The sequence below is a fragment of the Methylobacterium sp. Leaf118 genome, assembly GCF_920984675.1.
Taxonomy (GTDB): Bacteria; Pseudomonadota; Alphaproteobacteria; order Rhizobiales; family Beijerinckiaceae; genus Methylobacterium.
Genome location: NZ_CAKLBV010000006.1, coordinates 96,885 through 122,777, shown reverse-complemented (window position 1 = coordinate 122,777; position 25,893 = coordinate 96,885). Strand labels below are relative to the sequence as shown.

At 72.0% G+C, this 25,893-nt stretch carries 28 protein-coding genes; 15 read left to right on the top strand and 13 right to left on the bottom strand.

Annotated features, from left to right (window positions below; all coding sequences use genetic code 11):
- Positions 1–164 precede the first annotated feature (164 nt).
- Complete coding sequence (locus LW587_RS04690) at positions 165–731, top strand: GbsR/MarR family transcriptional regulator (RefSeq protein WP_232628429.1); 567 nt, start codon at positions 165–167, stop codon at positions 729–731.
- Between the two features lie 11 nt (positions 732–742).
- Complete coding sequence (locus tag LW587_RS04685) at positions 743–1,414, top strand: DUF4166 domain-containing protein (protein ID WP_232628428.1); 672 nt, start codon at positions 743–745, stop codon at positions 1,412–1,414.
- A gap of 4 nt (positions 1,415–1,418) precedes the next feature.
- Here the strand turns inward: LW587_RS04685 and rsfS are convergent, their stop codons facing one another.
- The 4 genes from rsfS to proB all read right to left on the bottom strand — a co-directional run bounded on the left by rsfS (position 1,419) and on the right by proB (position 5,060).
- Entirely contained in the window at positions 1,419–1,859 is a 441-nt protein-coding gene (gene rsfS, locus LW587_RS04680) for a ribosome silencing factor (protein WP_442919092.1), read from the bottom strand.
- A 49-nt stretch (positions 1,860–1,908) separates the two neighbouring features.
- The gene (locus tag LW587_RS04675) at positions 1,909–2,502 is read right to left on the bottom strand and encodes a nicotinate-nucleotide adenylyltransferase (protein WP_269780292.1); all 594 of its coding nucleotides are present in this window, start codon (positions 2,500–2,502) and stop codon (positions 1,909–1,911) included.
- Between the two features lie 10 nt (positions 2,503–2,512).
- Positions 2,513–3,811 carry a glutamate-5-semialdehyde dehydrogenase gene (locus tag LW587_RS04670; RefSeq protein WP_232628427.1) on the bottom strand — a complete coding sequence of 433 codons (1,299 nt, stop codon included), beginning with the start codon at positions 3,809–3,811 and terminating at the stop codon, positions 2,513–2,515.
- Between the two features lie 88 nt (positions 3,812–3,899).
- Complete coding sequence (gene proB, locus LW587_RS04665; RefSeq protein ID WP_232628426.1) at positions 3,900–5,060, bottom strand: glutamate 5-kinase; 1,161 nt, start codon at positions 5,058–5,060, stop codon at positions 3,900–3,902.
- A 190-nt stretch (positions 5,061–5,250) separates the two neighbouring features.
- Here proB and LW587_RS04660 point away from each other — a divergent pair, with 190 nt between their 5' ends.
- Positions 5,251–5,625 carry a response regulator gene (locus tag LW587_RS04660; protein WP_232628425.1) on the top strand — a complete coding sequence of 125 codons (375 nt, stop codon included), beginning with the start codon at positions 5,251–5,253 and terminating at the stop codon, positions 5,623–5,625.
- A 154-nt stretch (positions 5,626–5,779) separates the two neighbouring features.
- Complete coding sequence (locus LW587_RS04655) at positions 5,780–7,396, top strand: GMC oxidoreductase (protein WP_269780291.1); 1,617 nt, start codon at positions 5,780–5,782, stop codon at positions 7,394–7,396.
- A 7-nt stretch (positions 7,397–7,403) separates the two neighbouring features.
- On the opposite strand, the gene LW587_RS04650 is transcribed toward LW587_RS04655, so the two are convergent.
- From LW587_RS04650 to LW587_RS04640, 3 genes are all read right to left on the bottom strand, one after another.
- Positions 7,404–8,108 (bottom strand): YdcF family protein, encoded by a 705-nt coding sequence (locus LW587_RS04650; RefSeq protein WP_232628444.1) that lies wholly within the window; start codon positions 8,106–8,108, stop codon positions 7,404–7,406.
- 218 nt (positions 8,109–8,326) lie between these two features.
- Positions 8,327–9,295, bottom strand: a complete 969-nt coding sequence (locus LW587_RS04645; protein ID WP_232628424.1) for a cell division protein FtsX — start codon at positions 9,293–9,295, stop codon at positions 8,327–8,329.
- Positions 9,295–9,930: an ATP-binding cassette domain-containing protein gene (locus LW587_RS04640; protein ID WP_232628443.1), complete on the bottom strand. Its 636-nt coding sequence runs from the start codon at positions 9,928–9,930 to the stop codon at positions 9,295–9,297. The genes LW587_RS04645 and LW587_RS04640 overlap by 1 nt, the downstream gene beginning before the upstream one ends.
- Positions 9,931–10,159: 229 nt before the next feature.
- On the opposite strand from LW587_RS04640, the gene LW587_RS04635 reads away from it, so the two are divergent.
- From LW587_RS04635 to LW587_RS04625, 3 genes are all read left to right on the top strand, one after another.
- A complete protein-coding gene (locus LW587_RS04635; protein WP_232628423.1) occupies positions 10,160–10,954 on the top strand; it encodes a zinc-ribbon domain-containing protein in 795 nt (264 codons plus the stop codon).
- Positions 10,955–11,020: 66 nt separating this feature from the next.
- Positions 11,021–11,590, top strand: coding sequence for a hypoxanthine phosphoribosyltransferase (hpt, locus tag LW587_RS04630; protein ID WP_232628422.1), 570 nt, complete (start codon positions 11,021–11,023; stop codon positions 11,588–11,590).
- 161 nt (positions 11,591–11,751) lie between these two features.
- Entirely contained in the window at positions 11,752–12,117 is a 366-nt protein-coding gene (locus LW587_RS04625; protein WP_232628421.1) for a response regulator, read from the top strand.
- Between the two features lie 4 nt (positions 12,118–12,121).
- Here the strand turns inward: LW587_RS04625 and LW587_RS04620 are convergent, their stop codons facing one another.
- Positions 12,122–12,637: a TspO/MBR family protein gene (locus LW587_RS04620; RefSeq protein WP_232628420.1), complete on the bottom strand. Its 516-nt coding sequence runs from the start codon at positions 12,635–12,637 to the stop codon at positions 12,122–12,124.
- A gap of 152 nt (positions 12,638–12,789) precedes the next feature.
- On the opposite strand from LW587_RS04620, the gene LW587_RS04615 reads away from it, so the two are divergent.
- Together LW587_RS04615 and LW587_RS04610 are read left to right on the top strand one after the other, a co-directional pair.
- Positions 12,790–13,998, top strand: a complete 1,209-nt coding sequence (locus LW587_RS04615) for a trans-sulfuration enzyme family protein (RefSeq protein ID WP_232628419.1) — start codon at positions 12,790–12,792, stop codon at positions 13,996–13,998.
- A gap of 107 nt (positions 13,999–14,105) precedes the next feature.
- Positions 14,106–14,585, top strand: a complete 480-nt coding sequence (locus tag LW587_RS04610) for a hypothetical protein (RefSeq protein ID WP_232628418.1) — start codon at positions 14,106–14,108, stop codon at positions 14,583–14,585.
- A gap of 119 nt (positions 14,586–14,704) precedes the next feature.
- Here the strand turns inward: LW587_RS04610 and mdoH are convergent, their stop codons facing one another.
- Positions 14,705–16,636, bottom strand: a complete 1,932-nt coding sequence (mdoH, locus tag LW587_RS04605; protein ID WP_232628417.1) for a glucans biosynthesis glucosyltransferase MdoH — start codon at positions 16,634–16,636, stop codon at positions 14,705–14,707.
- Between the two features lie 34 nt (positions 16,637–16,670).
- Between mdoH and LW587_RS04600 the strand changes: the two genes are divergently transcribed.
- Together LW587_RS04600 and LW587_RS04595 are read left to right on the top strand one after the other, a co-directional pair.
- Positions 16,671–18,347: a glucan biosynthesis protein G gene (locus LW587_RS04600; protein WP_442919091.1), complete on the top strand. Its 1,677-nt coding sequence runs from the start codon at positions 16,671–16,673 to the stop codon at positions 18,345–18,347.
- A 71-nt stretch (positions 18,348–18,418) separates the two neighbouring features.
- On the top strand, positions 18,419–19,252 hold the full coding sequence (locus LW587_RS04595) for a DUF4261 domain-containing protein (protein WP_232628415.1): 834 nt from the start codon (positions 18,419–18,421) through the stop codon (positions 19,250–19,252).
- Between the two features lie 165 nt (positions 19,253–19,417).
- Here LW587_RS04595 and LW587_RS04590 read toward each other — a convergent pair whose 3' ends face one another.
- Positions 19,418–19,654: a hypothetical protein gene (locus tag LW587_RS04590; protein ID WP_232628414.1), complete on the bottom strand. Its 237-nt coding sequence runs from the start codon at positions 19,652–19,654 to the stop codon at positions 19,418–19,420.
- 100 nt (positions 19,655–19,754) lie between these two features.
- A complete protein-coding gene (locus tag LW587_RS23975) occupies positions 19,755–20,561 on the bottom strand; it encodes a cold-shock protein (protein ID WP_269780289.1) in 807 nt (268 codons plus the stop codon).
- Between the two features lie 370 nt (positions 20,562–20,931).
- Here LW587_RS23975 and LW587_RS04575 point away from each other — a divergent pair, with 370 nt between their 5' ends.
- Positions 20,932–21,411 (top strand): response regulator, encoded by a 480-nt coding sequence (locus LW587_RS04575; protein ID WP_232628413.1) that lies wholly within the window; start codon positions 20,932–20,934, stop codon positions 21,409–21,411.
- A gap of 25 nt (positions 21,412–21,436) precedes the next feature.
- Here the strand turns inward: LW587_RS04575 and LW587_RS04570 are convergent, their stop codons facing one another.
- Positions 21,437–22,378, bottom strand: a complete 942-nt coding sequence (locus tag LW587_RS04570) for a metallophosphoesterase family protein (RefSeq protein WP_232628412.1) — start codon at positions 22,376–22,378, stop codon at positions 21,437–21,439.
- 239 nt (positions 22,379–22,617) lie between these two features.
- On the opposite strand from LW587_RS04570, the gene LW587_RS04565 reads away from it, so the two are divergent.
- From LW587_RS04565 to lpxK, 3 genes are read left to right on the top strand one after another with little or no spacing between them, the layout of a single operon-like run.
- On the top strand, positions 22,618–23,364 hold the full coding sequence (locus LW587_RS04565; RefSeq protein ID WP_232628411.1) for a lysophospholipid acyltransferase family protein: 747 nt from the start codon (positions 22,618–22,620) through the stop codon (positions 23,362–23,364).
- Complete coding sequence (locus tag LW587_RS04560) at positions 23,361–24,665, top strand: 3-deoxy-D-manno-octulosonic acid transferase (protein WP_232628410.1); 1,305 nt, start codon at positions 23,361–23,363, stop codon at positions 24,663–24,665. The genes LW587_RS04565 and LW587_RS04560 overlap by 4 nt, the downstream gene beginning before the upstream one ends.
- Positions 24,665–25,678, top strand: a complete 1,014-nt coding sequence (gene lpxK / locus LW587_RS04555) for a tetraacyldisaccharide 4'-kinase (RefSeq protein ID WP_232628409.1) — start codon at positions 24,665–24,667, stop codon at positions 25,676–25,678. Before LW587_RS04560 ends, lpxK begins: the two co-directional genes overlap by 1 nt.
- Here the strand turns inward: lpxK and LW587_RS04550 are convergent.
- Positions 25,653–25,877, bottom strand: coding sequence for a DUF2093 domain-containing protein (locus LW587_RS04550; RefSeq protein ID WP_232628408.1), 225 nt, complete (start codon positions 25,875–25,877; stop codon positions 25,653–25,655). The two genes, lpxK and LW587_RS04550, sit on opposite strands and share 26 nt — an antisense overlap.
- Positions 25,878–25,893: the final 16 nt, after the last annotated feature.

The following is a 25,893-nucleotide window of genomic DNA, read 5'->3' as shown; positions in this document are numbered from 1 at the left end:
CGCTCCCGTGACGATCCCCGGGGCCGTGGCCCCTCCGCCGACGCTGAGGCGTCCGATCGCTCCTGTCGTTCGCTCCTGCCGACGACTCTGGCGATCGACGGGCTGCGGCAACGGGGGCCACGACGCCGCTTGACATCGAGCCGATTTGATCTGAAATTTCTGTCATGACAGAAATTCTTGAATGCGAGCGGATGAGGCTTCCCCCCGCCGTCGAGCGGTTCATCCTCCATTGGGGCGATCTCGGTGGGCAATGGGGTGTGAACCGCTCCGTCGCGCAGATCCATGCCCTGCTCTACCTGTCGGAGCGTCCCCTCGCCGCCGAGGACATCGCCGGCACGCTCGGCATCGCGCGCTCCAACGTCTCCACCTCGCTGCGGGAACTGGCCGGCTGGAACCTGATCCGCAGGGTGCCGGTGCTGGGAGAGCGGCGCGACTTCTACGTCGCCGAGACCGACCTCTGGGAGATGGTCACCCGCATCGCCGCCGGCCGCAAGGAGCGGGAGATCGATCCGGCCATCGCGGCGCTCCGCGCCTGCGTGGCGGAAGCCGGGAGCGACCCGAGTCTCGGGGCGGTGCCGGCGCGGCGCCTGAAGGCGATGCTCGAATTCACCGAGACGCTAGACGGTTGGTACGCGCAGATGCTGCGGGTGCCGCACAACACGCTGGCCAAGCTGATCCGGCTCGGGGCGGGCATCGTCCGCTACCTGCCGGTCAGGCCACCGAAACCCTGACGGAGGATGCGATGCCGGCCGCCCCGCCCCTCCCCGTATCGAACGAGGCCCGGCCGGCCGAGCGGCTCGACCTGCGCTTCCGCGCCCTGGTCCCGGAGACCGACTGGGCGCGGCTGCCGCCCGCCGTGCGCCATCGCTTCACCAAGCGTCTCGGGGACGGACAGAGCGCGGTCTATGCCGGACAGGTGATCGAGACGCGCCTGTCGCGGCTGGGCTGGCTCCTGGCGCAGGCGCTGCGCCTTGTCGGCGCCCCCCTGCCGACGACGGCGATCGCGGGCGTCCCGAGTGTGGTGGCGGTGATGCCGGATCCCGGCGGCGGACAGGTCTGGACGCGGCTCTACGCCCGCGGCACCGGCTTTCCCCAGGCGATCCACTCGGCCAAGCGCTTCCGCGGGCCGACCGGGCTCGAAGAGCATGTCGGCGCCGGGCTCGGCATGAGCCTGCGCGTCACGGTGGAGGGGGAGGCCCTGGTCTTCCGCAGCGAGCGCTATTTCGTCGAGCGGTTCGGCCTGCGGATCACCCTGCCGGGCTGGCTGACGCCGGGGCGGCTCACGGTTCGCCACGCGGCGACCGGGCCGCACGCCTTCCGCTTCTCGTTCGAGATCCGCCACTCCTGGATCGGGCTGCTGCTCAGCCAGGAGGCGGAGTTCTCGGATCAGGCGACGATGCGGGCGGCGGCGTGACGGGTCAGCCGGCGAGGCGCGCGTCGCTCGGACGGTCGGCGCCCCAGATCTTTTCGAGATTGTAGAAGCCGCGCACTTCCGGCCGAAAGATGTGGACGAGCACGTCGCCCGCATCGATCAGCACCCAGTCGCAGGCCGGAAGGCCCTCGACACGGGCGGTGCCGAAGCCCCGATTCTTCATTTCTTGGATGATGCGGTCGGCGATCGAGCCGACGTGACGCTGCGAGCGGCCGGAGGCGATGATCATCGTGTCGGCGAGCGAGGTCTTGCCCACGAGATCGATCTCGACGGTCTCCTCGGCCTTCATCTCGTCGAGGCAGCCGAGGGCGAGGGCCTTGAGGGCGCCGGAAACGGCGTCCGGGGCTTCGGAGCCGGCGGCTCCCTGGGTAACGGTCTCGGTCAGTGTCCCGGTTCCTGCGTCGTCGGCCCATGGCAATTCCGCCATGTGCCGAAATTGGCGGCTTTCTGACCGCTTTTCAAGTCGGCCGAACGCCCTAGCCCCCTGCACGGATCGCAGTGGAGGACAGTTCCGACCGGGGCCCGTGCAGATAGACCCAAGCCGGCGGGGCACGCATGGCGAGGGCCGACGCCGCGTGTTCCGGCAGGCGGGTGCCCGCGAAACGCCGGGCGGCGCGGGCGTTCGGGGCCGTCAGCGTATAGCCCGGCCGGTCGATCACCGCCACCGGCATCAGGGCCGCGATCGCCGCGAAGCGCCGCCAGCGATGAAAGTTGCCGAGCGAATCGGCGCCCATGATCCAGACGAAGTGGCAGGCCGGGCGCCGCAGGGAGAGCCAAGTCAGCGTCTCGACGGTGAAGTGCCGGCCGGTCGTCGCCTCGAATCCGGTCACGGCGATGCGCGGATCCCGCGCCACGCGGCGCGCCTGCGCCATCCTTTCCGCCAGCGGCGCCAGCTGGCCCGGGTCCTTGAGCGGGTTGCCCGGCGTCACGAGCCACCAGATCCGGTCGAGCCGCAACCGCCGCAGGGCGGTGCGGCTGACATGGAGATGGCCGGCATGGGCCGGGTTGAACGAGCCGCCGTAGAGGCCGATCCGCAGGCCCGGCGCGGCCGGCGGCAGACCGTGATTCACGCCGGACGGGTCACGGCCGGGTCTGGCCGCTGCCGTGGACGCGGTACTTGAAGGTCGTGAGCTGCTCAATGCCGACCGGGCCGCGGGCATGCATCCGCCCCGTGGCGATGCCGATTTCGGCGCCGAAGCCGAACTCGCCGCCATCGGCGAACTGGGTCGAGGCGTTGTGGACGACGATGGCCGAATCGACCTCGTTGAGGAACCGGGTCGCGGCCTCGGTGTCGTCGGTGATGATCGCGTCCGTATGGTGGGAGCCGTTGGCCTCGATATGGGCGATGGCCGCGTCCAGCCCATCCACGAGGCGGGCCGAGATGATCGCGTCGAGATACTCGGTGCGCCAGTCGGCCTCCGTGGCGGAGGTCACCCGCGGATCGGCGGCCTGGACCGCCTCGTCGCCGCGCACGGCGCAGCCGGATTCGAGCAGCGCCGCGACCAGGGGCTTGAGGTGGGTCTCGGCGACCGCCCGGTCGACCAGCAGGGTCTCGGCGGCACCGCAGATGCCGGTGCGCCGCATCTTGCTGTTGAGGAGCACGGTGCGGGCCATGCCGAGATCGGCACCCGCCGCGACGTAGACGTGGCAGATGCCGTCGAGATGGGCGAAGACCGGCACCTTGGCCTCCGACTGGACCCGCTCGACCAAGCTGCGCCCGCCGCGGGGTACGATCACGTCGACGCAGCCGTTCAGCCCCGTCAGCATCAGGCCCACCGCCGCGCGGTCGCGCGTCGGCACGAGCTGGATCGCGTCCGCGGGCAGGCCGGTGCGGGCGAGCCCCTCGCTCATCGCCGCGGCGATGGCGGTGGCGGTGCGGTGCGAATCCGAGCCCGCCCGCAGGATCGCGGCATTGCCGGCCTTGAGGCAGAGCGCGCCGGCATCGGCGGTCACGTTCGGGCGGCTCTCGAAGATCACGCCGACGACGCCGAGGGGCACCGAAATGCGCTCGATCAGCAATCCGTTCGGCCGCTCGAAGGCGGCGAGCTGGCGTCCGACCGGATCGGGGAGCGCGGCGACCTTCTCGACGGCCTCGGCGATGGCGGCGACGCGGCCCTCGTCGAGGGTCAGGCGGTCGATGATCGCCGTGCTCTGCCCGGCGGCCGTCGCCGCGGCGACGTCACGGGCATTCTCGCGCAGGATCGTCGGCGCGGCGGCGCGGATGCTCTCGGCCACGGCGCGCAGCGCGATGTCCTTCGCCTGGGCGGAGGCGAGGGCGATGCCGCGGCTGGCGGCGCGGGCCCGACGGCCGATCTCGGCCATCTGGTCAGCGAGGTCGTCGGCATCCGCGAAATCGGACTTGAGGTTCAGGACAGGCACTTTCCCGCTTCCTCTAATGGGTGTTCGTTCGGTGTCATATGGGGCTCGCCCCGCCCTCTCGCACGTGAGATCCCGGGTTGAACAGGTCTCAGGTCTGAATTGCGGCATTATTTTGCCAGGCGCCGACCATGGCGAGGTCGTCGCGATGAATCATCTCCGTGCGGCTCGGCGGCGTGCCGCCGGCAGCGATCTCGCGGCTGGAGCGCCCGATCACCCCGGCGGCCTCGCCGCTGTCATAGGCCACGAGCCCGCGGCCGAGGACGCGCCCGTCGGGGTCCCGGATCAGCACCGCGTCGCCCTTGGAGAACTGCCCCTCGACGGCGGTGACGCCCACCGGAAGCAGGCTGGCCCCGCCCTGCAGGGCACGGGCCGCGCCGGCATCGACCACGAGGGTGCCGCAGGGTTCCAGCGAGCCGGCGATCCAAGTCTTCCGGGCAGCGGTCGGGGTCGAGCCCGACAGGAACCACGTGCACCGCCCGCCCTCGCGGATGGCGCGCAGGGGATTCTTGCCGCGCCCGTCGGCGATGATCATGTGGGTGCCGCCACCGGCCGCGATCTTGGCGGCCTCGACCTTGGTGCGCATGCCGCCCCGGGACAATTCGGAGGCCGGGCCGCCCGCCATCGCCTCGATCTCGGGCGTGACCCGCTCGATCACGGCCAAGTGCCGGGCGGTCGGATCGGAATGGGGCGGGGCGGTGTAGAGCCCGTCGATGTCGGAGAACAGCACCAGCACGTCGGCGCCGATCATGGTGGCGACCCGGGCGGCGAGCCGGTCATTGTCGCCGTAGCGGATCTCGACGGTCGCGACCGTGTCGTTCTCGTTGACGACGGGCACGGCGCGCACCTCGAGCAGCTTCTGCACCGTCGCCCGGGCGTTGAGGTAGCGGCGGCGCTCCTCGGTGTCCTTCGGGGTGACGAGCACCTGCCCGGCGACGATGCCGTGATGGCCGAGCACCTCGGTCCAATGGCGAGCCAGAGCGATCTGCCCGACGGCCGCGGCGGCCTGGCTCTCCTCCAGCCGCAGCGCCCCCGGCGGCAGGCCGAGCACCGTGCGCCCGAGCGCCACGGCGCCGGAGGACACCACGAGCACGTCAACGCCGCGGGCGTGGAGATCGGCGATGTCCTCGGCGAGCGCGGCGAGCCAGGCGTGGCGCAGCCGCCCCCGGGCCCGATCGACCAGCAGCGCCGACCCGACCTTGACGACGACGCGGCGGAACTCTTCGAGCGCAGGAGGGGCGGGCACGGACATGCTGGCACAGGGGATCAGGTGCGGATCCTGTGCCCGATGTGGGCGGCCTTGGCCAGATCCCCCCGCACATGGGGGGCCCGTCCCCCGTGGACGAAGCGCCGCTGTTCTCTCGGAGCGCCGGACCAAGTAGAGGTTTCCCGGGCGGGACATCGTCCCAGGCTTCAGCTTCAACGTTTCCGGAGAAGTGGCGGTGCCCGAGAGCGTCGTATGCGACCGTCGCGTGATGGTGGTCGAGGATGATTACTTCTGGGCCGACGAGTTGAGCCGCGGCTTACGGCAGGCCGGTGCGGCCGTGATCGGTCCCGTCGGCAATGTCCAGGCCGCCCTAGACCTTGTCCGGACGGAAGCGAACCTCGACGCGGCGATCATCGACATGAACCTGAAGGGCGAGCGCGCCGACGCCCTCGCGGATTTCCTGATCGAACGCGGCGTGCCGGTGCTCCTCGTCACGGGGTACGACTGGAACGCCCTGCCGCGCGCCTACGGGGACCTGAAGCGGCTGGAGAAGCCGGTGGCCTTCGGCGCGGTCCTCGCGGCCCTGGACTCGTTGTGGCTCCTGACGTGACCCGGCGCGGGCCGAGCCCGGATGCGGGCGGAGTCGGCAAGGCCCCCCGATCCCGTTAAGGATCTTCTGTTTTTCCCTCTACGGTTGTCTACCCATTGTCGCCGATCCTAACAAAAGTTAGGGTGCCTTGGACTGATAATCGGGGCGGCCGCAGATGACGAGACCGACACGCAGGCAGGCATTGCTGGCACTGGGCGGCGCGGCCGCGGGCGGCATGCTCGGGGCCGAGGAGGCGCAGGCCTTCCTGCCCGGCCTCGCCCGCCTCCTCGTGCCCGAACTCTTCCGCGATCTCGTCAAACCGCCGAGCTACACCCCGAACCTCGTGATCGGCTCCGGCTTCGGCGGCGCGATCACGGCCCTGCGGCTCGCCGAGGCCGGACAGCGCGTGACGATCGTCGAGCGCGGCTTCCGCTGGCCGCGCGACCCGTGGCGGGACATCTTCGCCAGCGACACCCTCCCGGACGGGCGCGCCTTCTGGTTCCGGAAGAGCGCGCGCATGCTGGCCGGCAACACGGCCGTCTTCGACGCCTTCGGCGGCGTGGTCGATGCCACGGTCTACGACACCATGACGGCGTGGCGCGCCGCCTGCGTCGGCGGCGGCTCGGTGGTGTTCACCGGCTGCATGATCCAGCCCGAGCGGGCCTATTTCGACGCCCTGTTCGGCGGCCTCGTCGCCTACGACGAACTGGACCGGATCTACTATCCACGGGTGCGGCGGATGCTGAACCTCACCCCGATGCCCGCCGACGTCTACGGATCGCAGGCCTTCGGACATTCGCGCGAATGGGACCGGCAGGTGGCGGCGGCCGGCTACCGGCCGCAGGCGTCGGACTCGATCTTCGACTGGAACGTGGTGCGCTCCGAGATCGGGCTGCGCTCGCGCGCCTCGGCCACGGCGGGACGCTCCAACCACGGCAACGCCAACGGCGCCAAGTTCGACCTCAACCAGAACTACCTCAAACAGGCCGAAGCCACGGGCTCGGCCCGGATCCATGCCGGGTTCGAGGTCCTGAGCATCGGCCGCGAAGGCGGGCGCTACGTCGTCGAGGGCCAGCTGCGCGATCCCACCGGCCGCTCACTCGGGGTCACGACCATCGCCTGCGACCGCCTGTTCCTGGCCGCCGGCTCCATCGGCACCGCGAGCCTGCTGGTGAAGGCGCAGGCCGAGAAGACGCTGCCGAACCTGAACGAGCATGTCGGCGCGGGCTGGGGCACCAACGGCGACGTGCTGGTCCTGCGCAGCCTCAGCCGGGTCACCGGCATCACCAACGGCACGCCGAGCGCGTCGCGCATCCACGATGCCAGCCTCGGCCTGCCGACCACCCTGGAGAACTGGTACGTCCCGGGCATCCCGCTGAACATCAGCCTGATCCCGTCCCTGGGCATGGTCTTCGACCAGACCCATCGCGGCCGGTTCGTCTACCAGCCCGAGTCGAAATCCGTCACCCTCGACTGGGCGGCCAACGGCAATGCCGACGCCCTCGAGGTCTGCCGGCGGATGAACGCGAAGATCGCCGACGCCTCCCGCACGCTGCCCGGCGCCGGACCGTTCTTCGACAGCGTCGCGGGCCTGAACTTCACCGCTCACCCGCTCGGCGGCGCGGTGATCGGCAAGGCGACCGACGCCTACGGCCGGGTGAAGGGCTATTCGGGGCTCTACGTGATGGACGGCGCGCTCGTGCCGGGCTCGACCGGGGCCGTGAATCCCTCGCTGACGATCTCGGCGCTGGCCGAGCGCAACATCGAGGCGATCGTGCGGGCCGCGGGCTGAGCCGGGCTCAGTTCATCTCGCGCATCAGGTGCTCGGCCACGACCTTCACGGGCTTGCGGCGGCCGATCAGCACGGCGAAATGCGACTGCTCCGGATCGGACTCGATCCGGGTGCGCAGCCAGGCCACGAGGAACTTGAGATACTCGGCCCCGAGCAGCCGCGCCGCGGACGGGTCGGCCCACCAGCGGGAGAGGTCGGACCCGTCGGCCACGACCGGATAGGGGATGACGGTCTTGTCGTCGCCGAGGGCATGGCGCAGCTCCACCAGCGTGCGCGGCATGTGGTAGTTCGAGGTCACGACGGCGATGCTGCCGAAGCGGTGGCGCTGCATCCATCGCCGGGTCTCGATGGCGTTGCCGATGGTGTTGCGCGCCCGGTAATCGAGATCGACGCAGCAATCGATCCAGTGCTGCTGGTTCGGGTTCAGGCGCACGATCTCGTCGCGGCTCGTGCGCTCGTTGACGCCGGAGATCAGGAGCCGCCGGCCGTGGCCGCTCGCCAGGAGGTCGATCGCGTCGCCGACGCGCTGCGCCCCGCCGGTCAGGGCGACGATCCCGTCGGCCCGCCCGACCGCGCTGCGCTCCGCCCGCTCGATCACCGTGATGAAGGCGAAAAATCCAACGGCCAGCGCCAGGGCCGCGACGAGGCCGAGGGCGACCGCGAGCCGCAGCGCCAGACGCCCCCAACTCCGGCCCGGGCGCGCCTCACCCATCCGCGCGGCGGCCGCCGAGAAGCCCGTCCAGGACCAGCCGAACGCGTCCACCGGGATCAGGGTGGTGCCGCCGGCCGGAATCGGGCGAGGCGTGCGCGCGGACATGGCAGACAGGACAACGGCTCATTGCGGTATCATGGAGGCGGAATCTCCGTCCGCAATGCTTGACGAAAGGTTAACGTCGCGCCGCCGCGCCGTGAACAGCGGGGATGGCGGCCTCAGCGCAGATAGCGGCGCACGGTCACGCGCGAGACCAGCCCGGTGACGAGCGAGGCGATGACGCCGATGAACAGGATGACGGCGTAGCCCTGCCAGCCGATCTGGAACGTGCCGAACAAGGCCGCGATCTCCTCGCCGGCGGGGCCGGTGCGCCAGGCCCGGGCCAGCAGGCCGGCGACGGCGCAGACGAGGAGCGCCGCCCCCGAACCGAGCGCGCCCCCGCGCAAGCCCAGCCGGAAGAAGCGGCTCTGGAACGCCTTGGCGATGTAGTCGTCGTCGGCGCCGACGAAGTGGAGCACCTCGACGACCTCGCGGTTGCCCGCCATGGCGCCGCGGGTGGCGAAGACCACGGCGAGCCCCGCGGCGAACAGCACCAAGAGCACGACGCCGATGCCGATGCCGGCCAGCGTGTTGGCCATCACGGACAGGCGTTGGAGCCACAGGGCATGGTCGTCGAGGCTCGCGATGCCCGGCAGCGCCTCGGACAGCTTGGCCCGCAAGGCGGAGAGGTCCGGACGGGCATCGGGCGAGAGGGTCAGGGCGATCAGCCGCGGCACGGGCAGGTCCGACAGGTCGAGGCCCGTACCGAGCCAGGGCTCCAGAAGCTGCTCCGATTCGCCCTTGCTGAAGATGCGGGCGCCGACGATGCCCGGCGCGGCACGGGCCAGATCCTCCGCCCGCCGCACGTCGGCCTCGATGTCGCGGCCGGCGCCGGGGCGGACCTGCACCGTCACCTCGCGGGAGACGCTGCCCTGCCACTGTCCGGCGCTGGAGACGGCGATCTCCGCCGCCCCGGCGCAGAGAGCGGCCAGGAAGGTGAGGATGGCGATGACGGCAGCGAGCGCCCGGCTCGCCGCCGAATCCGTCGGCACCAGGGGGGCGTTGCGCCGCAGGTTGGCCGGCAGCGCGGGCTCGGCCTGCGCCTGCGGGGGCCGCCGGGCGGGCGCGGGGGGGCGGGCCTCGTTCATCAGGTCTCGATCCGCAGGCGGCCCTCGCCGAGCACCATCCGGCGGGCATCGACGAGGTCCATCAGGCCGTAATCGTGCGTGGCGATCAGCACCGAGGTTCCGAGCCGGTTCAGCTCCATGAACAGGCGCAGCAGGCGCCGGGCGAGGCTCGGATCGACGTTGCCGGTGGGCTCGTCGGCGAGCAGCAGCTCGGGCCGGGCGATCAGGGCGCGGGCGATGGCCGCCCGCTGCTTCTCGCCGCCCGACAGGAGCGGCGGCAGGACATGCATCCGCTCGCCGAGGCCGACCCAGCGCAGCAATTCCACGACCTCCGCCCGGTAGCTCGTCTCGGCCCGCTCCTGCACGCGCAGCGGCAGCGCCACGTTCTCGTAGGTGGTGAGATGGTCGAGCAGGCGGAAATCCTGGAACACGACACCCATGCGGCGGCGCAGGGCCGTCAGCGCGTTGTTCGAGATGTCGCTCACCTCCTCGCCGAACACCGAGACGAGGCCGCGCGTCGGCCGCACCGAGAGCAGGATCAGGCGCAGCAAGGTGGTCTTGCCCGCCCCCGACGGGCCGGTGAGGAACTGGAAGGAGTGAGGCGCGATCTCGAAGCTCAGATCGGACAGGATCTCCGGGCCGAGCCCGTAGCGCATGCCGACACTCTCGAACCGGACGACAGGCTCCTCCGCGCCGGACAGCAGGCTGCCCGTGTTCTTCCCGGCCGACAAGGCTCGCTCGCTCCACCAAGGCTAAAGGGCCGACACCGGGGGCCGACGACACGGGGTCCCGGCTTCACGACCGGTTAACCCTCCTGGGGGAGAACGTTTGTGTCCTTTTCGAGCGCGCGGCAACCCGCCGCCCCGGACTCGGCGCCGTATCCCCATGCTGATCGTCTGCCCGGCCTGCGCCAGCGAGTACCGCATCGATGCCGAGCGGGTCGGCGCGTCCGGCCGCTCCGTGCGCTGCGCGGCCTGCCGCGAAACCTGGTTCATCTCGCCCAACGACGTGGCCGCCGGCCGCTTCGACGAGATGGCGGAGGCCGAGGCCGACCCCTTCGCCGGCCCTGCCGCCGAGCCCGCGCCTGAGGCGCCCCAGGGGCCGATCCCCGAGGAGCCGCCGGCCGAGTCCCCTCCCCCCCGGCCACGGGCCGGGACGGGCAAGCGCAAGACCACCAGCGAGACCACCACCAAGACCGGGCGTCCGGCCGCGCGCCGCTTCCCGCCCGCCCTCGCCGCCGGCCTCGCCGTCGCGGCGCTCCTCCCGCTGGTGCTGCTCGGCCGCGCCAGCGTGGTCCGCGCCATGCCGCAGACCGCGGGGATCTTCTCCGGGATCGGCCTCGGGGTGAATCTGCGCGGCATCGACCTCGTCGACGTGGCCGCCTTCCAGGTGCCGGCCGAGGGCGCCAACCCGGCCCGCCTCGTGGTCGAAGGCGACCTCGTCGGCGTCGCCCGCGAGCGCGTCACGGTGCCGCCGGTCGAGGTCGAGCTGCGGGACGAGCACGGCCAACCCCTTTATCGCTGGAGCGTCCCCGGCCCCCGGGCCGCCCTGGAACCCGGGGAGCGGGCCCGCTTCACCGCGAGCCTGTCGGCCCCGCCGGCCCAGGGCCGCAGCGTCGAAGTGCGCTTCGCGACCGCCCCCGCTTCCGAGGCGGCGCCGCGTCCGGATGAGACGCCCTGACCCTGGCGGAGAGGGCGCCGCGTGATATGCTGCTTCGCGAAAGCACTGCCGGGCCCCACGACACGCATGAGCACCGCCTCCCGACGCGTCCGCGTCCTGTTCGATGAATCGACGATCGCCCGGCGCAACGACGAGCTCGCCGCCGAGATCGTCGGCGCCAATCCCGAGAATCTCCTCGTCGTCGCGGTGCTCAAGGGCAGCTTCATGTTCGCGGCCGACCTGCTGCGGGCGCTGCACCGGAACGGGCTCTCGCCCCAGGTCGAGTTCGTGCACCTGTCGAGCTACCGCACCTCCACGGTCTCGTCGGGACAGGTCGAGATCCTGCGCGACGTGCAGAGCGAGGTGCGCGGACGCGACGTGCTGCTGATCGACGACATCCTGGAATCGGGCCGCACCCTCGTCTTCGCCAAGGACCTGCTCATGGCTCGCGGCGCCCGGCGGGTGCTCACCGCCGTCCTGTTGGAGAAGCCCGGTAAGCGCGCCGTGACGATCGACGCGGACTTCGTCGGCTTTCCCTGCCCGGATGTGTTCGTGGTGGGCTACGGCATGGATGCGGCCCACGCCTTCCGGCAGCTCCCCTTCGTCGGCCTGGTGGATTACGAGAGCACCGACCCGGACCTGTTCGGAGGCGCGTGACCGGGAGATCGGGGACGGCAAATCTCCGATAATTCTGCGACACTTCCCTGCAAAAGATAACGAATGGAACTCACGGCCGTGTGAAGGCTTGACAGGCCGCGGCTGCGCTTGATCAGTCGTAGCACACGAATGTCTTGAGGAACGGGTAAGGGCAGCCGGTCATGGCGCGCATCCTGCTGGTGGATGACGAGGACACCGTGCGCGGTTTTCTCAAGCGGGGGCTGGAACTCGACGGCCACACCGTCGTCACGGCGATCGACGGCAGCGACGGGCTCGACCGCCTGTCCGAGTCGGGCGGCGATTTCGACCTGCTCCTGACCGATATCCGCATGCCCCTGATGGATGGCATCGCGCTCTCGCTTGCGGCCAAGCGCGACTATCCCGGCCTGACGATCCTCCTGATGACCGGTTTCGCCGACCAGCGCGAGCGCGCCCGCGGCCTCGACGCGATCGTCACCGACGTGCTGACCAAGCCCTTCTCCCTCGCCGACCTGCGCTCGACCGTGACCCGGGCGCTGGCGGCGTAAGTCTTCAATTCATCTGCCAGATCACCCCGTTGAGAAGGCAGGCGAAGCTCACCCAGGCGGCATAGGGCACCAGGAGCCAGGCCGCCGCCCGGTCGAAGCGCCAGGACAGTCGGATGCTCCACAGAATCATCGCCAGCATGGCGAGCGCGACGATCAGGGCGAGGCCGAGTTCGTGGACGGCGAAGAAGACCGGCGTCCAGGCGGCATTGAGCGCGAGCTGCGCCCCGAAGGCGGCGAGCGCCAGCCACCAGGCCCGCCGGGCCGGGCCGGACACCGGACGCGCGCCGAGGAGCCGCCAGAGCGACACCGCGATCATCGCGTAGAGGAGCGTCCAGGCGACGGGAAACACCCAGTTCGGCGGGTTGAAGGCGGGCTTCCGAATCGTCGCGTACCACGTCTCGATGTTCGCGCCGGTAGCGAGGGAGCCCAGGGCCGCGGTGACGAGGACCGGCAGGATCGCGGCGGCGATCCGGGGGAGCGGCGGCAAAGCCGGCCGCTCGGGGATGTTCAGACTGGTCATGCGTCGAAATCCGCCTCGTCCTGAGGGTGTCTGAAGCCGCCGCGGGCCGAACCCGATCCGGGCGAAGGCCCCGCCCGGTCGGCTCACGCCTTGCCCGCGCGAGCGGTTTCGCTCAAGCCAGCGCGAGGTGAAAAATTCCGGACAGGACGTCGATGCCCCGCACCAACGCGCCCGCGACCGATCCGGATGCGGGTCCCGCGCCCCTCGACGCCGCGGAATGGCGTCCGCGCACCCTGGCCGCCCAGGCGATGGGCCATATCGATCCGGCGACCCGGGCGGTGGTGCCGCCGCTGCACCTCTCGACCACCTATCTGCGCGATCCCGACAACGCCTATCGCTCCGGCTTCTCCTATGCCCGGCCGGATAACGCCACGACCCGCGAGGCCGAAGGCGTGATCGCCGCGCTGGAGCAGGCGGAGGGCGGGGCGCTGCTGTTCGGCTCCGGCATGGCGGCGGCGGCGGCCGTGTTCTGCGCCCTCTCGCCCGGGGATCACGTGGTGGCACCGCAGGTGATGTATTGGGGCCTGAAGCGCTGGCTCCGCCAGGAAGCGGGCCGGCTCGCCCTGACGGTCGATTTCGTGGCGATGGACGACCTCGACGCCGTGCGTGAGGCGGTCCATCCGGGCCGGACACGGCTCGTCTGGATCGAGACGCCCGGGAATCCGCTCTGCACGATCACCGACATCGCGGCGGTGGCGGAGATCGCCCGGGCGGCGGGCGCCCGGCTCGCCGTCGACTCGACCGCCGCGAGCCCGGTCCACACCCGGCCGCTCGCATTCGGGGCCGACCTCGTGATGCATTCGGCCACCAAGATCCTGAACGGGCATTCCGACGTGGTGGCGGGCGTGCTCGCCTTCGCCGGGGCCGATCCGTTCGCGGAACGGATCGCGGCGATCCGGGCGACCTGGGGGGCGATCCTCGGCCCGTTCGAGGCGTATCTCCTGATGCGGGGCCTGCGCACCCTGCCCCTGCGGGCCGCCGCCCAGAGCGCGGGGGCGCTGCATCTCGCCGAGCGCCTGTCGGCGCATCCGCAGGTGAGTGCGGTGCTCTATCCGGGGCTGCCGACCGATCGGGGCCACGCGGTGGCCGCCCGGCAGATGACCGGCGGCTACGGCTACATGCTCTCGATCCGGGTGGCGGGGGGCGAGGCCGCTGCCGTGGCCGCGGCGGCACGGGTGCAGCTGTGGAAGCGGGCGACCTCGCTCGGCGGCGTCGAGAGCCTGATCGAGCACCGCGCCTCGGTGGAGGGCGAGGGCACGCCCTGTCCGCCCGACCTGCTGCGCCTTTCGACCGGGATCGAGGACCCCGACGACCTGCTGCGCGATCTCGACGCCGCCCTGCGGGCCACGCAGGCGGGTTGATCGTCTCACCCGCGTGTCCCGGGATTTTTTCGGGAGCGGAGGCCGTTCGCCCGGGTCCGCGCGTTGTCGGGGCGGACCCGTTTCCGAAGGCCTGCCCCCGAGCCACCATGACGACGCGCCTGCGCCTCTCCGCCGCCCTCGGCCTCTCCCTCCTCGCCGGACAGGCCCTCGCAGAAGGCGGGCCGCCCCGGCTCGACGTCGAAGCGACCTGCCAATCCGCCCAGCGGGCGCAGGTCAGCATCAGCGACAAGGCGAGCCTGGAGGGCTGCCTGCGCTCCGAGCGCAGTGCTCACGATGAGTTGAAGAAGCGCTGGAGCGACTTCCCGGCCTCCGCCAAGACCCAGTGCTCCCAGCAGTTCAAAGCGGGCGGCGCGCCTTCCTATGTCGAACTGGTGACCTGCCTGGAGCTCGCGAGCGGCACCGTTCCGGCCCAGTCCGAGGCCGTCCGATCCGACGCGGCGAAGCCGGGGACCAGCGATGTCGGCGGCGCCGCGGGCGCGGGCGAGAAGAAGGCCGGCAGCCGGCTCACCCGCGAGCCGCCGCCGACCCAGCGCACCAACCCGATCGACGTGCTGAACGACAAATAGGCGGCTGCGCCGCCACGCGCCGGCGTGATCCCACCGGCCGGAGGCGGACACCGGCTCGCGGGCCGATGCGACGCGGGCTCCGACAGAATCGTCCTTGGTGCGAAATTCCGGATTCTTCGTTAGTGCAGGGTCGGCGCCCTGGCCTCGTCCATCGTGCCGGCCAGCCACTCGGCTTGCGGCGCCGGGAGCGAGGCGGGGCCGGCACCACGGCCCTGGTGCAGTTCCCCGAGTTCCGGCGCCGGCCGCGTGTCGTCCTCGGTGAGGAAGAGACCGCGGGCCTTCGAGCCGAGGCCGAGGCGGGTGCTGCTCGTGAACACGCTCTGGAGCGGGCTCGTCAGCAAGGCGAGGGCGACCGGCGCCATCCAGAGCGCCAGCCAGGGGTCTCCCGCGACGGCGAGCCAGACCGCCAGGACGAACCCGGCCGCGACCGCGTCGCTCTGCAGGCGCAGGGCCTCGCGCCACGGCACGCTGCGGTCGTCGCGGGACTGCGCGTCCCAGCGCACCACCCGGCCGAACAGGGTCGAGACCACGGCGCCCGCGCTGAACAGCGCCATCACCGGCCACAGCGCCACCCAGACCACCTGCTCGAGGACGGCGCTGGCGAGGAGCGGGCCGGTGCCGCCGAAGGCCGCGCGGCGGTCGGCCGAGACGAGCACGTGGCCGAGGCTCAGGAGCTTCGGCAGGGCGAGCACGGCGATGACCAGGGCGGCGAGGGCCCCCGCGGCCGCGCCGCCGCCGTCGAGGCCGTAGCCGAGCAGGCCGAGGTGCCCGCTGCGTGCCGCCTGCCATGTGCCGAGCGCCAGGAAGGCGATCCAGAGCGGGTAGATGCAGTAGCCGAGGATGCCCACGCCGAGATGCCAGCGGCTCGCGGCCAGCAGACCCGGCATCGGCAGCACGCGGAGATGCTGGAGGTTGCCCTGGCACCAGCGCCGCTCGCGCCCGAGCAGGTCGATGAGGTTCGTCGGCATCTCCTCCCAGGTGCCACCCATCTCCGGCAAGAGGCGCACCTCCCAGCCGGCCCGGCGCAGCAGGGCGCCCTCGACGATGTCGTGGCACAGGATCTCGCCGCCGAGGGGGGGCTTGCCGGACAGGACCGGCAGTTCGGCGTTCTGGGCGAAGGCCGCGACGCGCAGGATCGCGTTGTGGCCCCAGTAGGAGCCGTCCGGCCCCTGCCAGGTCTCGAGGCAGCGCAAGGAGAGCGGCGCGTAGAGCCGCACCGCGAATTGCTGGATGCGGGCGAACAGGGTGTCGCGGCCGGCCGCGTAGGAGACGGTCTGGATCAGTCCGACCCGGGGGTTCTCCTCCATCAGCCGGGCGAGCTTGCGCATGCTCGCGCCGGTCATCAGGCTGTCGGCATCGAGCACGATCATGAAGTCGTACGCGGATCCGTAGGTCCGGCAGAACTCGGCGATGTTGCCGGCCTTGCGCCCGGTATTCTCCGCCCGGCGGCGGTAGCGGATCCGCGGCATCCCGCGGCCCTCGCGCTCCGCCCAGGCGACGGCGCGGGCGAATTCGTGCTCCTCGACGGCGCTGATCGCCCCCTCGCGGGTGTCGGACAGGACGAAGATGTCGATATCGGCCCCGTCGCCGCCCTCCCGCTGGAGCGAGCGGGCCATGACGCGGATCGCGGAGAACACCGCGATCGGATCCTCCGCGTGGATCGCCACCACCGCCGCGGTGCGGCTCAGGCCGGTGGCGCGGGCCGGGATCGTGGCGGCCCGGCGTTCCAGCGGCGAGAGCACCCGCTCGCCCATCACCACGGCGATGAGCCCGTACAGGTACTGCCATGCCGTGAACGACTGCCACGCCATCAGCACGACGAACAGCCCGAGCACCGCACGACCGAGCCACGTCTCCGGGACGCCGTAGGCGGCGAGCGCCAGGGCGCCGATGGAGGCCGCGGTCGCCAGCGTCGGTCCGACCAGGGCGAGGCGCCGGAGGCGGAGCGAGGCCGGCCGCGGCGCGGGCCCGGCGCCGAGGGGCCGGACCGGGAGCGGCAGACCCTCTCTCTCGACGGGCGCGCCCACCTGCGGCAAGTCTGGGCTGGACATGGTCGGCGTCAACACTCGCGGGAGGGATCAGCGGATGAACGTGCCGTCGGACGGGGGCGAGGATGGCTCTGAGAACGGACAGGTCTCGCGGCGGCAGATGGTCCGGGGCGCTCTTGCCGGTTCCGCCGGCATTCTGATGCCTAGCCTCCTCGACCTGAATGCCGACAGAACGATGGCCCAGACGGCTGACCCCGCACAACCCCGCCTCGGTGCCCCGCAGGAGCGTCCCGTGACCTACGAGGATGTCGTCGCACAGGCGCAGGCGCTCGCCGCGCAGGCGTATCGTCCGCCGGAAGCGGACCTTCCGCCGGATCTCGCGGCGCTGACCTACGATGAGTTCCAGGCGATCCGCTTCCGCCCCGAGGCGACGGTGGCGCTCGGGCCGCGCTTCTCGCTGCAGCCCTTCCACCGCGGCGGCCTGCACACCCGGCGCGTCGCGATCGACTTCCAGTCGCCGCAGGGGGCGCCCCGGCCGTTCGGCTACGATCCGGCCCTGTTCGACCTCGGGCCCTCGCTCCAGGGCCGCACCTATCCGGCCTCGCTCGGCTTTGCGGGCTTCCGCATCGCCCACGCCTTCGAGGCCGGCCGGCCGGACAACCACGAGGAATTCCTCGTCTTCCTCGGGGCCTCCTATTTCCGGGTCCGGGGACGCGATCAGATCTACGGGCTCTCGGCCCGGGGCATCGCCGTCGGCACCGGGGCGCCGGAGGGCGAGGAGTTTCCCGATTTCACGCGCTTCTGGATCGACGAACCGCGGGGCGGGTCGGTCACGGTCCTGGCCCTCCTCGACGGGCCGAGCCTCGCCGGGGCCTACCGCTTCGTGGTCACGCCGGGCGAGCCCTCGGCGCTCGCGGTGACCGCGGCCCTGTTTCCCCGCCGGGCCATCCCGGCACTCGGCCTCGCCCCGCTCACCAGCATGTTCCTCTACGGCGAGAACGGACCCGGCGCCCGCAACGCCCAGCCCTTCGACGATTTCCGCCCGCGGGTGCACGACTCGGACGGGCTGCTGGTGCAGGCGCCCGGCGACCGGCTGTGGCGGCCCCTCGTCAACGGGCGGGCGGCGCCGCAGATCTCGGCCTTCCGGGCCGCGCCCCTGGAGGGCTTCGGCCTGCTGCAACGGGAACGGCGCTTCGCCGCCTTCCTCGACGTGCAGGCCCGGCACGAGGACCGGCCGGGCCTGTGGGTCCGCCCCGAGGCCGGATTCGGCGCGGGGGCGGTGCGCCTGTTCGAGATCCCCTCTCGCGAGGAAGCGACCGACAACATCGTGGCGGCCTTCGTGCCGGAGGCGCCCGTGGTGGCGGGCCGGCGGCTCGATCTCGCCTATACCCTCGTCACCGTCGGCCCAGAGCCCGCCGCTTCCCTCGCGCCACCCCTCGCCCGGGTGGTCTCGACCCGGGTCGGCTCCGCCGAGCGGCTGCGCCCGACCCAGCCGCCTCGCCCGCAGCGGCGCCTCTACGCCATTGACTTCGAGGGGCCGGGCCTGCCGCAGGACCCGAACGCGGCGATCGAAGTGTCACTCTCGGCCAGTGCGGGCGCCTTCGTCGAGCCGTATGCAGAGCGGGTGCCGCAGACCGGGGGATGGCGCCTCTACGCCGAGTACCGCCCGCCCGAGACGCCACCCGAGACGCCACCGACAGGCGACGTGGTGCTGCGGGCCCGCCTCAGCCATGCCGGCCGGGTGCTGACGGAGACCTGGGACGGCGTGGCGTAACGCACCGACGCCACGACCGCCGACGGGTCGGGCGCCGGACTGCGTGCGATGCGATGCGAGGAGAAGCACGGATGACACAACCGCTGGCAGCCTTCGTTCTGACCCAGAGCGCGTTCGCGGTGGATGCGGCGGTCGTCGCGCGGAAAGTCGGAGAACGCTTCGCGCATCTCGGCATCCGCGCCGAGGTGCATGGGGCCGCCCCGCCGGGGTCGACGCATTACGCGATCGCGGTCGACGGGCTCGTGGTCACGGTCCGCTACGCGGGCGAGTTGATCCCTCACGACCTCCTGACAGGGTTCGCCCCCCACCTGTTCGAGGCCGAGCCGCCGCCGCTGGCCCACCGCGATCGTGCCATCATCATGCCCCTCGACGATGTCGCCGAAGGGCATGCGCCGACCGTTCGGGCCGCCCTCGCCGTCCTGAGGGTTGCCGCCATCCTGGCTGAGGGTGACGAGGCCACCGCGGTCTGCTGGGTTCCGAGCGCGATCCTGATGTCGGCAGCCTTCTTCACGCAGGTGTTCGCGGACTCCGCGGAACCGGGGGAGGTTCCGATCGCCCTCCTGAACCGCTTCGTTCCCTACGAGGGCGAGGCCGAGGGCGGCTTCGAGAGCCAAGCGGGCCTCGCCGTTTTCGGCCTGCACCGCTTTATCGGATGTGACATCGAGTTCACCCCGACGGATCTGCCGATCAATCTCGTTGCCCAGTGGGCCTTGGACGCGAGCAACTGGCTGCTTCTGAAGGGACCCATCTTCGCCGACGGGGATACCTGTGGTGGATCGGAGACCGAGATCATCCGCATCCGCCATGTCGAACGGGGCAGGATCAGCCCTTACCCGGTGCTCGCCCTGACGATCGAGACGCTCGATCCGTCCGACCTCACGAAATCGGCCATGTGGAGCAACTGACCGCCGAACCCTCGCGACGGACGCGCGATCCAACCGCGAACGCGCATTGGCCCGAGCGGTCGACGCCGGCTCTCGGGAAAACCCCGACGCGAACGGGACTCGGAGGGACGCGCCCCGGATCCGGGAGCCAGGAGGTTTGCCCCAAACCGGACCGGCCCGCTTCGGTCAACGGCGGCGCGAGGCCTCGTCCGGCCGGCGCCGCTCCTCGATCCGGGCGACGCTCGGCGGCAACCCGTCCTCGTCCCGGGCGCTCCCCGGCCCCGGCGCCGAGGCCGCGCCGTCACGACCGCGCTCATAGGCCCAGCCGGCATTCACGCCCGCATAGAAGCCGGTGAAGTCGTCCGCTGCGGCCGGGCTCGCCGCCAGCAGGAGCCACAGGCCGATCGCCCTCGTCCACCGCATCCGCCTGCGCCCCCGGTCTTCCTTATCTCACACCCATCCCGACAAACGAAAACGGCGGCCCTGAGGCCGCCGCTTCGTTGCCGTGAGCGAGATCTGTCGCTCAGTATTCGACGCTGATGCTCTGAGCCTCGCGGCCCTTCTGGCCCTCGACCACGCCGAGGGTGACCTGCTGGCCTTCGGCGAGCGAGTCGAGACCCGCGCGCGACAGGGCGGAGCGGTGCACGAACACGTCCTTGCCGCCGTCGTTGACCGAGACGAAGCCGAAGCCCTTGGCCGGGTCGTACCACTTCACGGTGCCGGACATCTCGACCGACGGGCCTGAGGCGAAACGGCCACCGCCGCCACCGCCACCGCCGCCAGGACTGAAGCGGTCGCCACCGCCGAAGCGGCCGCCACCACCGCCGCCGCCGCCACCGCCCGCGAAGCGATCGCCGCCACCGCCGCCGAAGCGGGGGCCCGACTCGCGCCGGGGCGGAGCCGCCTCGGCCGTAGAGGTGTCGACGCTGTTCACGGCAGTCACCTGCGGGCCCTTCTGGCCCTGGGCGGTCTGCACCGTGAGGCGCGTGCCCGGCAGGAGGTCGTCATGACCGGCAGCCTCGACCGCGCGGATGTGGAGGAAGGCATCGCCGGAGCCGTCACCGAGCTCCACGAAGCCGAAGCCCTTCTCCTTGTTGAACCACTTCACCGTGGCATCACGCTCCGGACCGGTGGGAGCCGCCGCTGCGGGGGCGCCGCGCGGAGGGCCGCGGTCGAAACCGCCACCGCCGCCGAAGCCGCCGCCGAAGCGGTTGCCACCGCCACCGTATCCACCACTGCTCGGAGGCAGCTGATCCGGCCACTGCGGCTCGGAGCCCCCCTCATCGAAGCCGCGCTTCTGCGGCCCCCGAAAATCACGACCACGTCCCATTGAAAGCTCGCAAAAACCGTCCGCCCGCCACGTCTCGAATACCGCGTGCGCGCTATCTCGAGACAGCCCACGCCCCGCACTATCATCCCCTCGGCAGCGGCTACCGAGAGCAACGCCTCAGGTCTGACGCAATCCTGCTCGGACCGCAAGGAACTTCTAACCTGACCGTGCTCTCGCCCGCCTTTTTTCGTAGTGAACTGCGTAGCGCCGATCGAGAGGGCCGGAATCGCCGATGAAATCTGGACTTGCGACCGGAGGCGACCGGGATCGCGCGCATTTTGCCGGGGGGCTTTAGGGAAGCGCAAACCGGCGCCCGCTAGCATCCGGCCCGGGAACACCCGAGTGCCGTCGCTCCGGTGCCGAGCCGCCGATGATCGCCACCCCGACCTTTCCGGACCTGTCGGCCCTCGTCGTCGACGAGAGCCTCTACATCCGCCGCATCGTGCGCGACATGCTGATGCGCGTCGGCATCAAGCGCGTGCTGGAGGCGCCCGACGGCGCCGAGGCGCTCGGCGTGCTCGCCGAGAGCAAGCCGGACCTGACCATCATCGACTGGGATCTCGCGATCCTGTCCGGCGAGGAATTCATCCGCCTGGCCCGTACGCCCGCGACCTCGCCGTCGCCGACGGTGCCGATCATCCTGATGCTGGGTCAGCCCCGGCGCAACGTGGTCGACCGGGCGATCGCGCTGGGCGTGAACGAGATCATCGCCAAGCCGTTCTCGCCCAAGACGCTGTGGTCGCGCCTCGACGAGGTGATCAACCGGCCGCGCCCGTTCTCGCAGGTGAAGAGCCTCCTGCGCCCCCTGCCCCGCGCCAACGGCCTGTCGAAGGGGATGGGCCTGAACTGAGTCCGGCCGGGCGTGGGCCCGCGCCTCACTCCCGCCGGCGCCGCGGCGCGCGCCCGAGACGGTCGGGCGGCGGCGCCTCGATGTCGAAGCCCGACAATTCGGCGATGCCGCCGGCCTCGTCGAGCCCCCGCTCCACCACGGCGATGTGATGGCCCGCCGCCGCCGGCGTGATCGTGTAGAGGTAGTAGGAGGCGCGCCGGTTCACGAGGAGCGAGCGGGCCGAGGCGGAGGGCGCGCCGACCACCGGCACCGGCCGCCCGTCGGGGCCGGGGATGTGGGCGACGGTGCCCACGTGATTGTGACCGTGCAGGATCAGGTCGGCGCCGACGCGGCCGACCATCGCCACGAACGCCTCCGCGTCCTTCAGCTCGCGGCCCGAGGCGGCCCCGCCCGGATGGGGCGGATGGTGGATCATCACCACGCGGCAGGGCCGGTCGGGCGCCTGCCCGAGCGCGCGCAGCAGCGCCTCGGCCCGCTCGATCTGCGGCGGCCCGAGCCGCCCGGTCGCCGCGAAGGGCTTCGTCGGAATCGCCGAGGAGAGGCCGACCAGGGCGAGCGGCCCGCGGCGCCGCAGGTAGGGAAAAAGCCCGGCCTGACCGTCATCGGCCGCCGTCCAGCCGCCGCAGGCGCGCAGAAGGCCCTCGAGCGAGCCGCGCACATAGGCGTCGTGGTTGCCCGGAACGAAGCTTACCCGGTCGGCGGGGCCGAGCGCCTCCAGGAAGATGCGGGCGGTGTCCCACTCGTCGGGCAGGCCGAGATTGCACAGGTCGCCGGTGCAGGCGACATGGTCGCTTCCCTGCGCGTGCAGGTCGGCGACCAGGGCGCCGAGCAGGTCCATGCAATGGTGCCGCCCGCGTCCGCGGCGCCAGTTGACGTACCCGGTCGCCCGCTTGCTCAACAGCTGGCGCAGGCGCAGCCGGGGCAGCGGCCCGACATGGGGATCGGTGAGGTGGGCGAGCCTGAACATCTCGGCGCTCCGCATCGGGGCAACGGGGTCTCCCGTCAACACCCCGCGGGCCGCGGCGGGTCGCCAGACCGTGCGATCCGCCGCCCGAACTCCGCCGCAATGGGGCACGACTCGAAGGCAAGACTCGGGAGCACGACTCGGGGTTGCCGAGCGGCCCGCCCGCGTTGCCTCCGCAGGCGGCTTGAGGGTAGACCCCGCGGGTCCATTCGATGCGATGAGGAGCGGAGCCGTCCGATCCCATGGGCCTGATCAAGACCATTGGCCGCAAGCCCGCCGTACAGCGGGGGCTCTCCTACCTCGCCGCCGGCTACCTGCGGCTCGTGCGGCGGACCAACCGCTTCACCGTGGAGCCCGCCGGCATCGACGCGCGGCTCGACGCGACCGGCCCGTTCATTGCCGCGATGTGGCACGGCCAGCACACGATGATCTCGTTCATGCGCCGCCCGCACGACCGGATCGCGACGATCATCTCCCGCTCGCCCGATGGAAACATCAACACCATGGCCCTGGAACGCATGGGCGTCCGCGTGATGCGCGCCTCCGGCGCCCGGGGCCGTGAGGTCCGCGACGCCCGCGCCAAAGGCGGGGCCGAGGGCCTGCGGGCCATGGTCAAGGCGCTCAAGGGCGGGGAGACCGTCGCCTTCTCGGCCGACGTGCCCAAGGTCTCGCGGGTGTGCGATGCCGGCATCATCATGCTGGCCCGCTTCTCCGGCTGTCCCATCATCCCCGTGGCGGTGGTGACGAGCCGGCATATCCGCTTCAACTCCTGGGACCGGGCCTGCTTCGGCCTGCCCTTCGGGCGCGGCGCCATGGTGTTCGGCGAGGCGATCCACGTCCCCCGCGAGCTCGCGCCCGAGGCGGTCGAGGTCCTGCGCACCCGCGTCCAGACCGAACTGAACCGCATCCACGACCGCGCCTACACCCTAGTCGGCCGACCCGACCGGATCGGGACGCCCGTCGGCGGCGCGCTGGGTCACTCCGCGTGAGGGTGCCGCCGCTGCCCGTCGCCCTGCGGGCCTACCGCTACGGACTTTATCTCGGCGAGCCGGCGGTGGCCGGGCTGCTCGCGTGGCGCTCCCGACGCGGCAAGGAAGATCCGGCGCGCCTGTCCGAGCGCCGGGGCCGGCCCGGCCGAGCCCGCCCGGTCGGCCATCTCGTCTGGATGCACGGGGCCAGCATCGGCGAGGCGCTCTCCCTGGTCGGGCTGATCGAGGGCATGATCGCCCGCGGCTGCTCGGTGCTGATCACCACCGGAACCCGCAGCGCCGCCGACCTTCTGAGCAAGCGCCTGCCGGCCGGCGCCGTGCATCAATACGTCCCCCTCGACGCCCCCCGCTGGGTCGAGCGCTTCCTGGCCCATTGGCAGCCGGACCTCGCCCTCGTCGCCGAATCCGAGATCTGGCCCAACACCATCGTGGCCCTGCACGAGCGCCGCATCCCGCTCGTTCTGGTCAACGGGCGGATGTCGGAGCGCTCGTTCCAGGGCTGGGGCCGCTCGCCGCGCACCGCCCGGGCGCTGCTGTCGCGCATCGCCGTGTGCCTGTGCCAGACCCGCGACGACGCCGAGCGCTTCGCCCGGCTGGGCGCCCCGCGCATCAGCGTCGTCGGCAACCTCAAATACGATGCCGCCGTCCCCCCGGCCGATGCGCAGCAGCGCGCCTATCTCGGCGACATGATCGGCGACCGCCCGGTCTGGGTCGCCGCGAGCACCCATCCCGGCGAGGACGCGGTGGTCGCGCGGGTCCATGCCCGGCTGAAGGCGCGCCATCCCCGCCTGCTCACGGTCCTGGCCCCGCGCCATCCCCATCGCGGTCAAGCGGCGGCGGAGGCGGCGGCCGAAATGGGCTTGCGGGCGACCCGGCGCTCCAAGGGCGGGCGGCCGCTCGCGAACATCGACCTCTACGTCGCCGACACGTTGGGCGAGCTGGGCCTGTTCTACCGCCTCTGCCCCCTGGTCTTCCTCGGCGGCTCGCTGGTGGACCATGGCGGCCAGAACCCGATCGAACCGGTGCGCCTCGACAGCGCGATCCTGCACGGCCCGCATATCCACAACTTCATCGAGCCCTACGGCGCCCTCGATGCCGCGGGCGGCGCCCGGCCGGTGACCGGGGAGGACGACCTCGCGGAGGCCGTGGACGCCCTCGTGGCGGACCGGCACGCCCTGGCCGCGATGGCCCGGCGGGCCCAGGCGGCGCTGGAGCCGTTCGAGGGCGCGGTCGGCCGCACGCTGGCGGTGCTCGACCCCTACGTGGTGCAGATGAAGCTCGCCGCCCGCGAGCGCGTCTGATGCGCCCGCCCGGCTTCTGGGCCGGGGAGCCCCATCATCCCCTCGCCCGCCTGCTGGCGCCCGCGGGTCGGCGCTACGGCGCCGCGACCGCCCGGCGGATGGACCGGCCCGGCGCGTCCGGGCCCTGCCCGGTCCTGTGCATCGGCAACGTCACCCTCGGCGGTGCCGGCAAGACCCCGACCGCGCTCGCCCTCGCCCGCCTCCTGCGCGACGGGTTCGGCTGCCATCCGGCCTTCCTGAGCCGGGGCTATGGCGGGCGCCTGGCCGGACCGGTGAGGGTCGATCCGGCGGTGCACGGCGCCGACGCGGTCGGCGACGAGCCGCTGCTGCTCGCCCGCCATGCCGCCACGATCGTCGCCCGCGACCGGGCAGCGGGCGCGAGGCTCTGCGCGGCGGGCGGCGCCGACGTGATCGTGATGGACGACGGGCTGCAGAATCCGGGCCTCGCCAAGACCCTTTCGCTCGCCGTGGTCGATGCGGGCGCGGGGGCGGGCAACGGCCTGTGCTTCCCCGCCGGTCCCCTGCGGGCGCCGCTCGAACGGCACTGGCCGCATGTCGGCGGGCTCGTGCTGGTCGGGGACGGGGCACCGGGCGAGCGGCTGGCGGCCGCCGCGGCGGCGCGCGGCATGCCGGTGCATCGCGCCCGCCTCGTGCCGGAGGCGTCCGCGTCCTGGGCCGGCCGCCGGGTCGTCGCCTTCGCCGGGATCGGTCGCCCGCAAAAGTTCTTCGACACGCTGGCAGGCCTCGGCACGCGGATCGTCGCCACGCGGGCGTTTCCCGATCACCACCCCTATCGTGCGGCGGAGATCGAGGCGCTCCGGGCGCTGGCGGAGCGTGAGGGAGCCGGCCTCGTCACGACGGAGAAGGATGCGGTGCGGCTGCCGGTCCGGGGAGCCGCGACCATCGCGGTGCTTCGGGTCGACCTCGTCTTCGCCGACGCGCTCGCCCTGCGCCGCCAGCTCGCCGAGGACCTCCTCGGCGGCGCCCCTATGGGGCCGCGCGCAGCGCCTTGAGCCGCTCCATCGCGGCCTCCGGGCCGGCATAGGGCTCCTGCCGGTCGACGTTCCAGTAGCGCAGGGCATCGAGGGGGATCGCCTCGCCGGTCACGGCGCAGCGCACATAGGCGCCGGGCTTCAGGACCCGCCAGTTGCCGTCGCCGTACTCGACCTTGGCCTCGCCGCCGTTGGACCCACGATCGTAGCGTCCGAGCATATTCGTCGCGCTCCCC

Excerpts from the sequence above, each read along its gene's own strand:
- LW587_RS23975 (WP_269780289.1), bottom strand. The coding sequence starts at position 20,561 with ATGGGACGTGGTCGTGATTTTCGGGGGCCGCAGAAGCGCGGCTTCGAT.
- proB (WP_232628426.1), bottom strand. The coding sequence starts at position 5,060 with ATGTCCGTGCCCGCCCCTCCTGCGCTCGAAGAGTTCCGCCGCGTCGTC.
- lpxK (WP_232628409.1), top strand. The coding sequence starts at position 24,665 with ATGCGCCCGCCCGGCTTCTGGGCCGGGGAGCCCCATCATCCCCTCGCC.
- LW587_RS04600 (WP_442919091.1), top strand. The coding sequence starts at position 16,671 with ATGAACGTGCCGTCGGACGGGGGCGAGGATGGCTCTGAGAACGGACAG.
- LW587_RS04565 (WP_232628411.1), top strand. The coding sequence starts at position 22,618 with ATGGGCCTGATCAAGACCATTGGCCGCAAGCCCGCCGTACAGCGGGGG.
- LW587_RS04635 (WP_232628423.1), top strand. The coding sequence starts at position 10,160 with ATGCTGATCGTCTGCCCGGCCTGCGCCAGCGAGTACCGCATCGATGCC.
- LW587_RS04610 (WP_232628418.1), top strand. The coding sequence starts at position 14,106 with ATGACGACGCGCCTGCGCCTCTCCGCCGCCCTCGGCCTCTCCCTCCTC.
- rsfS (WP_442919092.1), bottom strand. The coding sequence starts at position 1,859 with ATGGCGGAATTGCCATGGGCCGACGACGCAGGAACCGGGACACTGACC.
- LW587_RS04685 (WP_232628428.1), top strand. The coding sequence starts at position 743 with ATGCCGGCCGCCCCGCCCCTCCCCGTATCGAACGAGGCCCGGCCGGCC.
- LW587_RS04590 (WP_232628414.1), bottom strand. The coding sequence starts at position 19,654 with ATGCGGTGGACGAGGGCGATCGGCCTGTGGCTCCTGCTGGCGGCGAGC.
- LW587_RS04595 (WP_232628415.1), top strand. The coding sequence starts at position 18,419 with ATGACACAACCGCTGGCAGCCTTCGTTCTGACCCAGAGCGCGTTCGCG.
- LW587_RS04645 (WP_232628424.1), bottom strand. The coding sequence starts at position 9,295 with ATGAACGAGGCCCGCCCCCCCGCGCCCGCCCGGCGGCCCCCGCAGGCG.
- LW587_RS04575 (WP_232628413.1), top strand. The coding sequence starts at position 20,932 with ATGATCGCCACCCCGACCTTTCCGGACCTGTCGGCCCTCGTCGTCGAC.
- LW587_RS04615 (WP_232628419.1), top strand. The coding sequence starts at position 12,790 with ATGCCCCGCACCAACGCGCCCGCGACCGATCCGGATGCGGGTCCCGCG.
- hpt (WP_232628422.1), top strand. The coding sequence starts at position 11,021 with ATGAGCACCGCCTCCCGACGCGTCCGCGTCCTGTTCGATGAATCGACG.
- LW587_RS04625 (WP_232628421.1), top strand. The coding sequence starts at position 11,752 with ATGGCGCGCATCCTGCTGGTGGATGACGAGGACACCGTGCGCGGTTTT.
- LW587_RS04550 (WP_232628408.1), bottom strand. The coding sequence starts at position 25,877 with ATGCTCGGACGCTACGATCGTGGGTCCAACGGCGGCGAGGCCAAGGTC.
- mdoH (WP_232628417.1), bottom strand. The coding sequence starts at position 16,636 with ATGTCCAGCCCAGACTTGCCGCAGGTGGGCGCGCCCGTCGAGAGAGAG.
- LW587_RS04690 (WP_232628429.1), top strand. The coding sequence starts at position 165 with ATGACAGAAATTCTTGAATGCGAGCGGATGAGGCTTCCCCCCGCCGTC.
- LW587_RS04620 (WP_232628420.1), bottom strand. The coding sequence starts at position 12,637 with ATGACCAGTCTGAACATCCCCGAGCGGCCGGCTTTGCCGCCGCTCCCC.
- LW587_RS04640 (WP_232628443.1), bottom strand. The coding sequence starts at position 9,930 with ATGCGCTACGGGCTCGGCCCGGAGATCCTGTCCGATCTGAGCTTCGAG.
- LW587_RS04650 (WP_232628444.1), bottom strand. The coding sequence starts at position 8,108 with ATGGGTGAGGCGCGCCCGGGCCGGAGTTGGGGGCGTCTGGCGCTGCGG.
- LW587_RS04655 (WP_269780291.1), top strand. The coding sequence starts at position 5,780 with ATGACGAGACCGACACGCAGGCAGGCATTGCTGGCACTGGGCGGCGCG.
- LW587_RS04570 (WP_232628412.1), bottom strand. The coding sequence starts at position 22,378 with ATGTTCAGGCTCGCCCACCTCACCGATCCCCATGTCGGGCCGCTGCCC.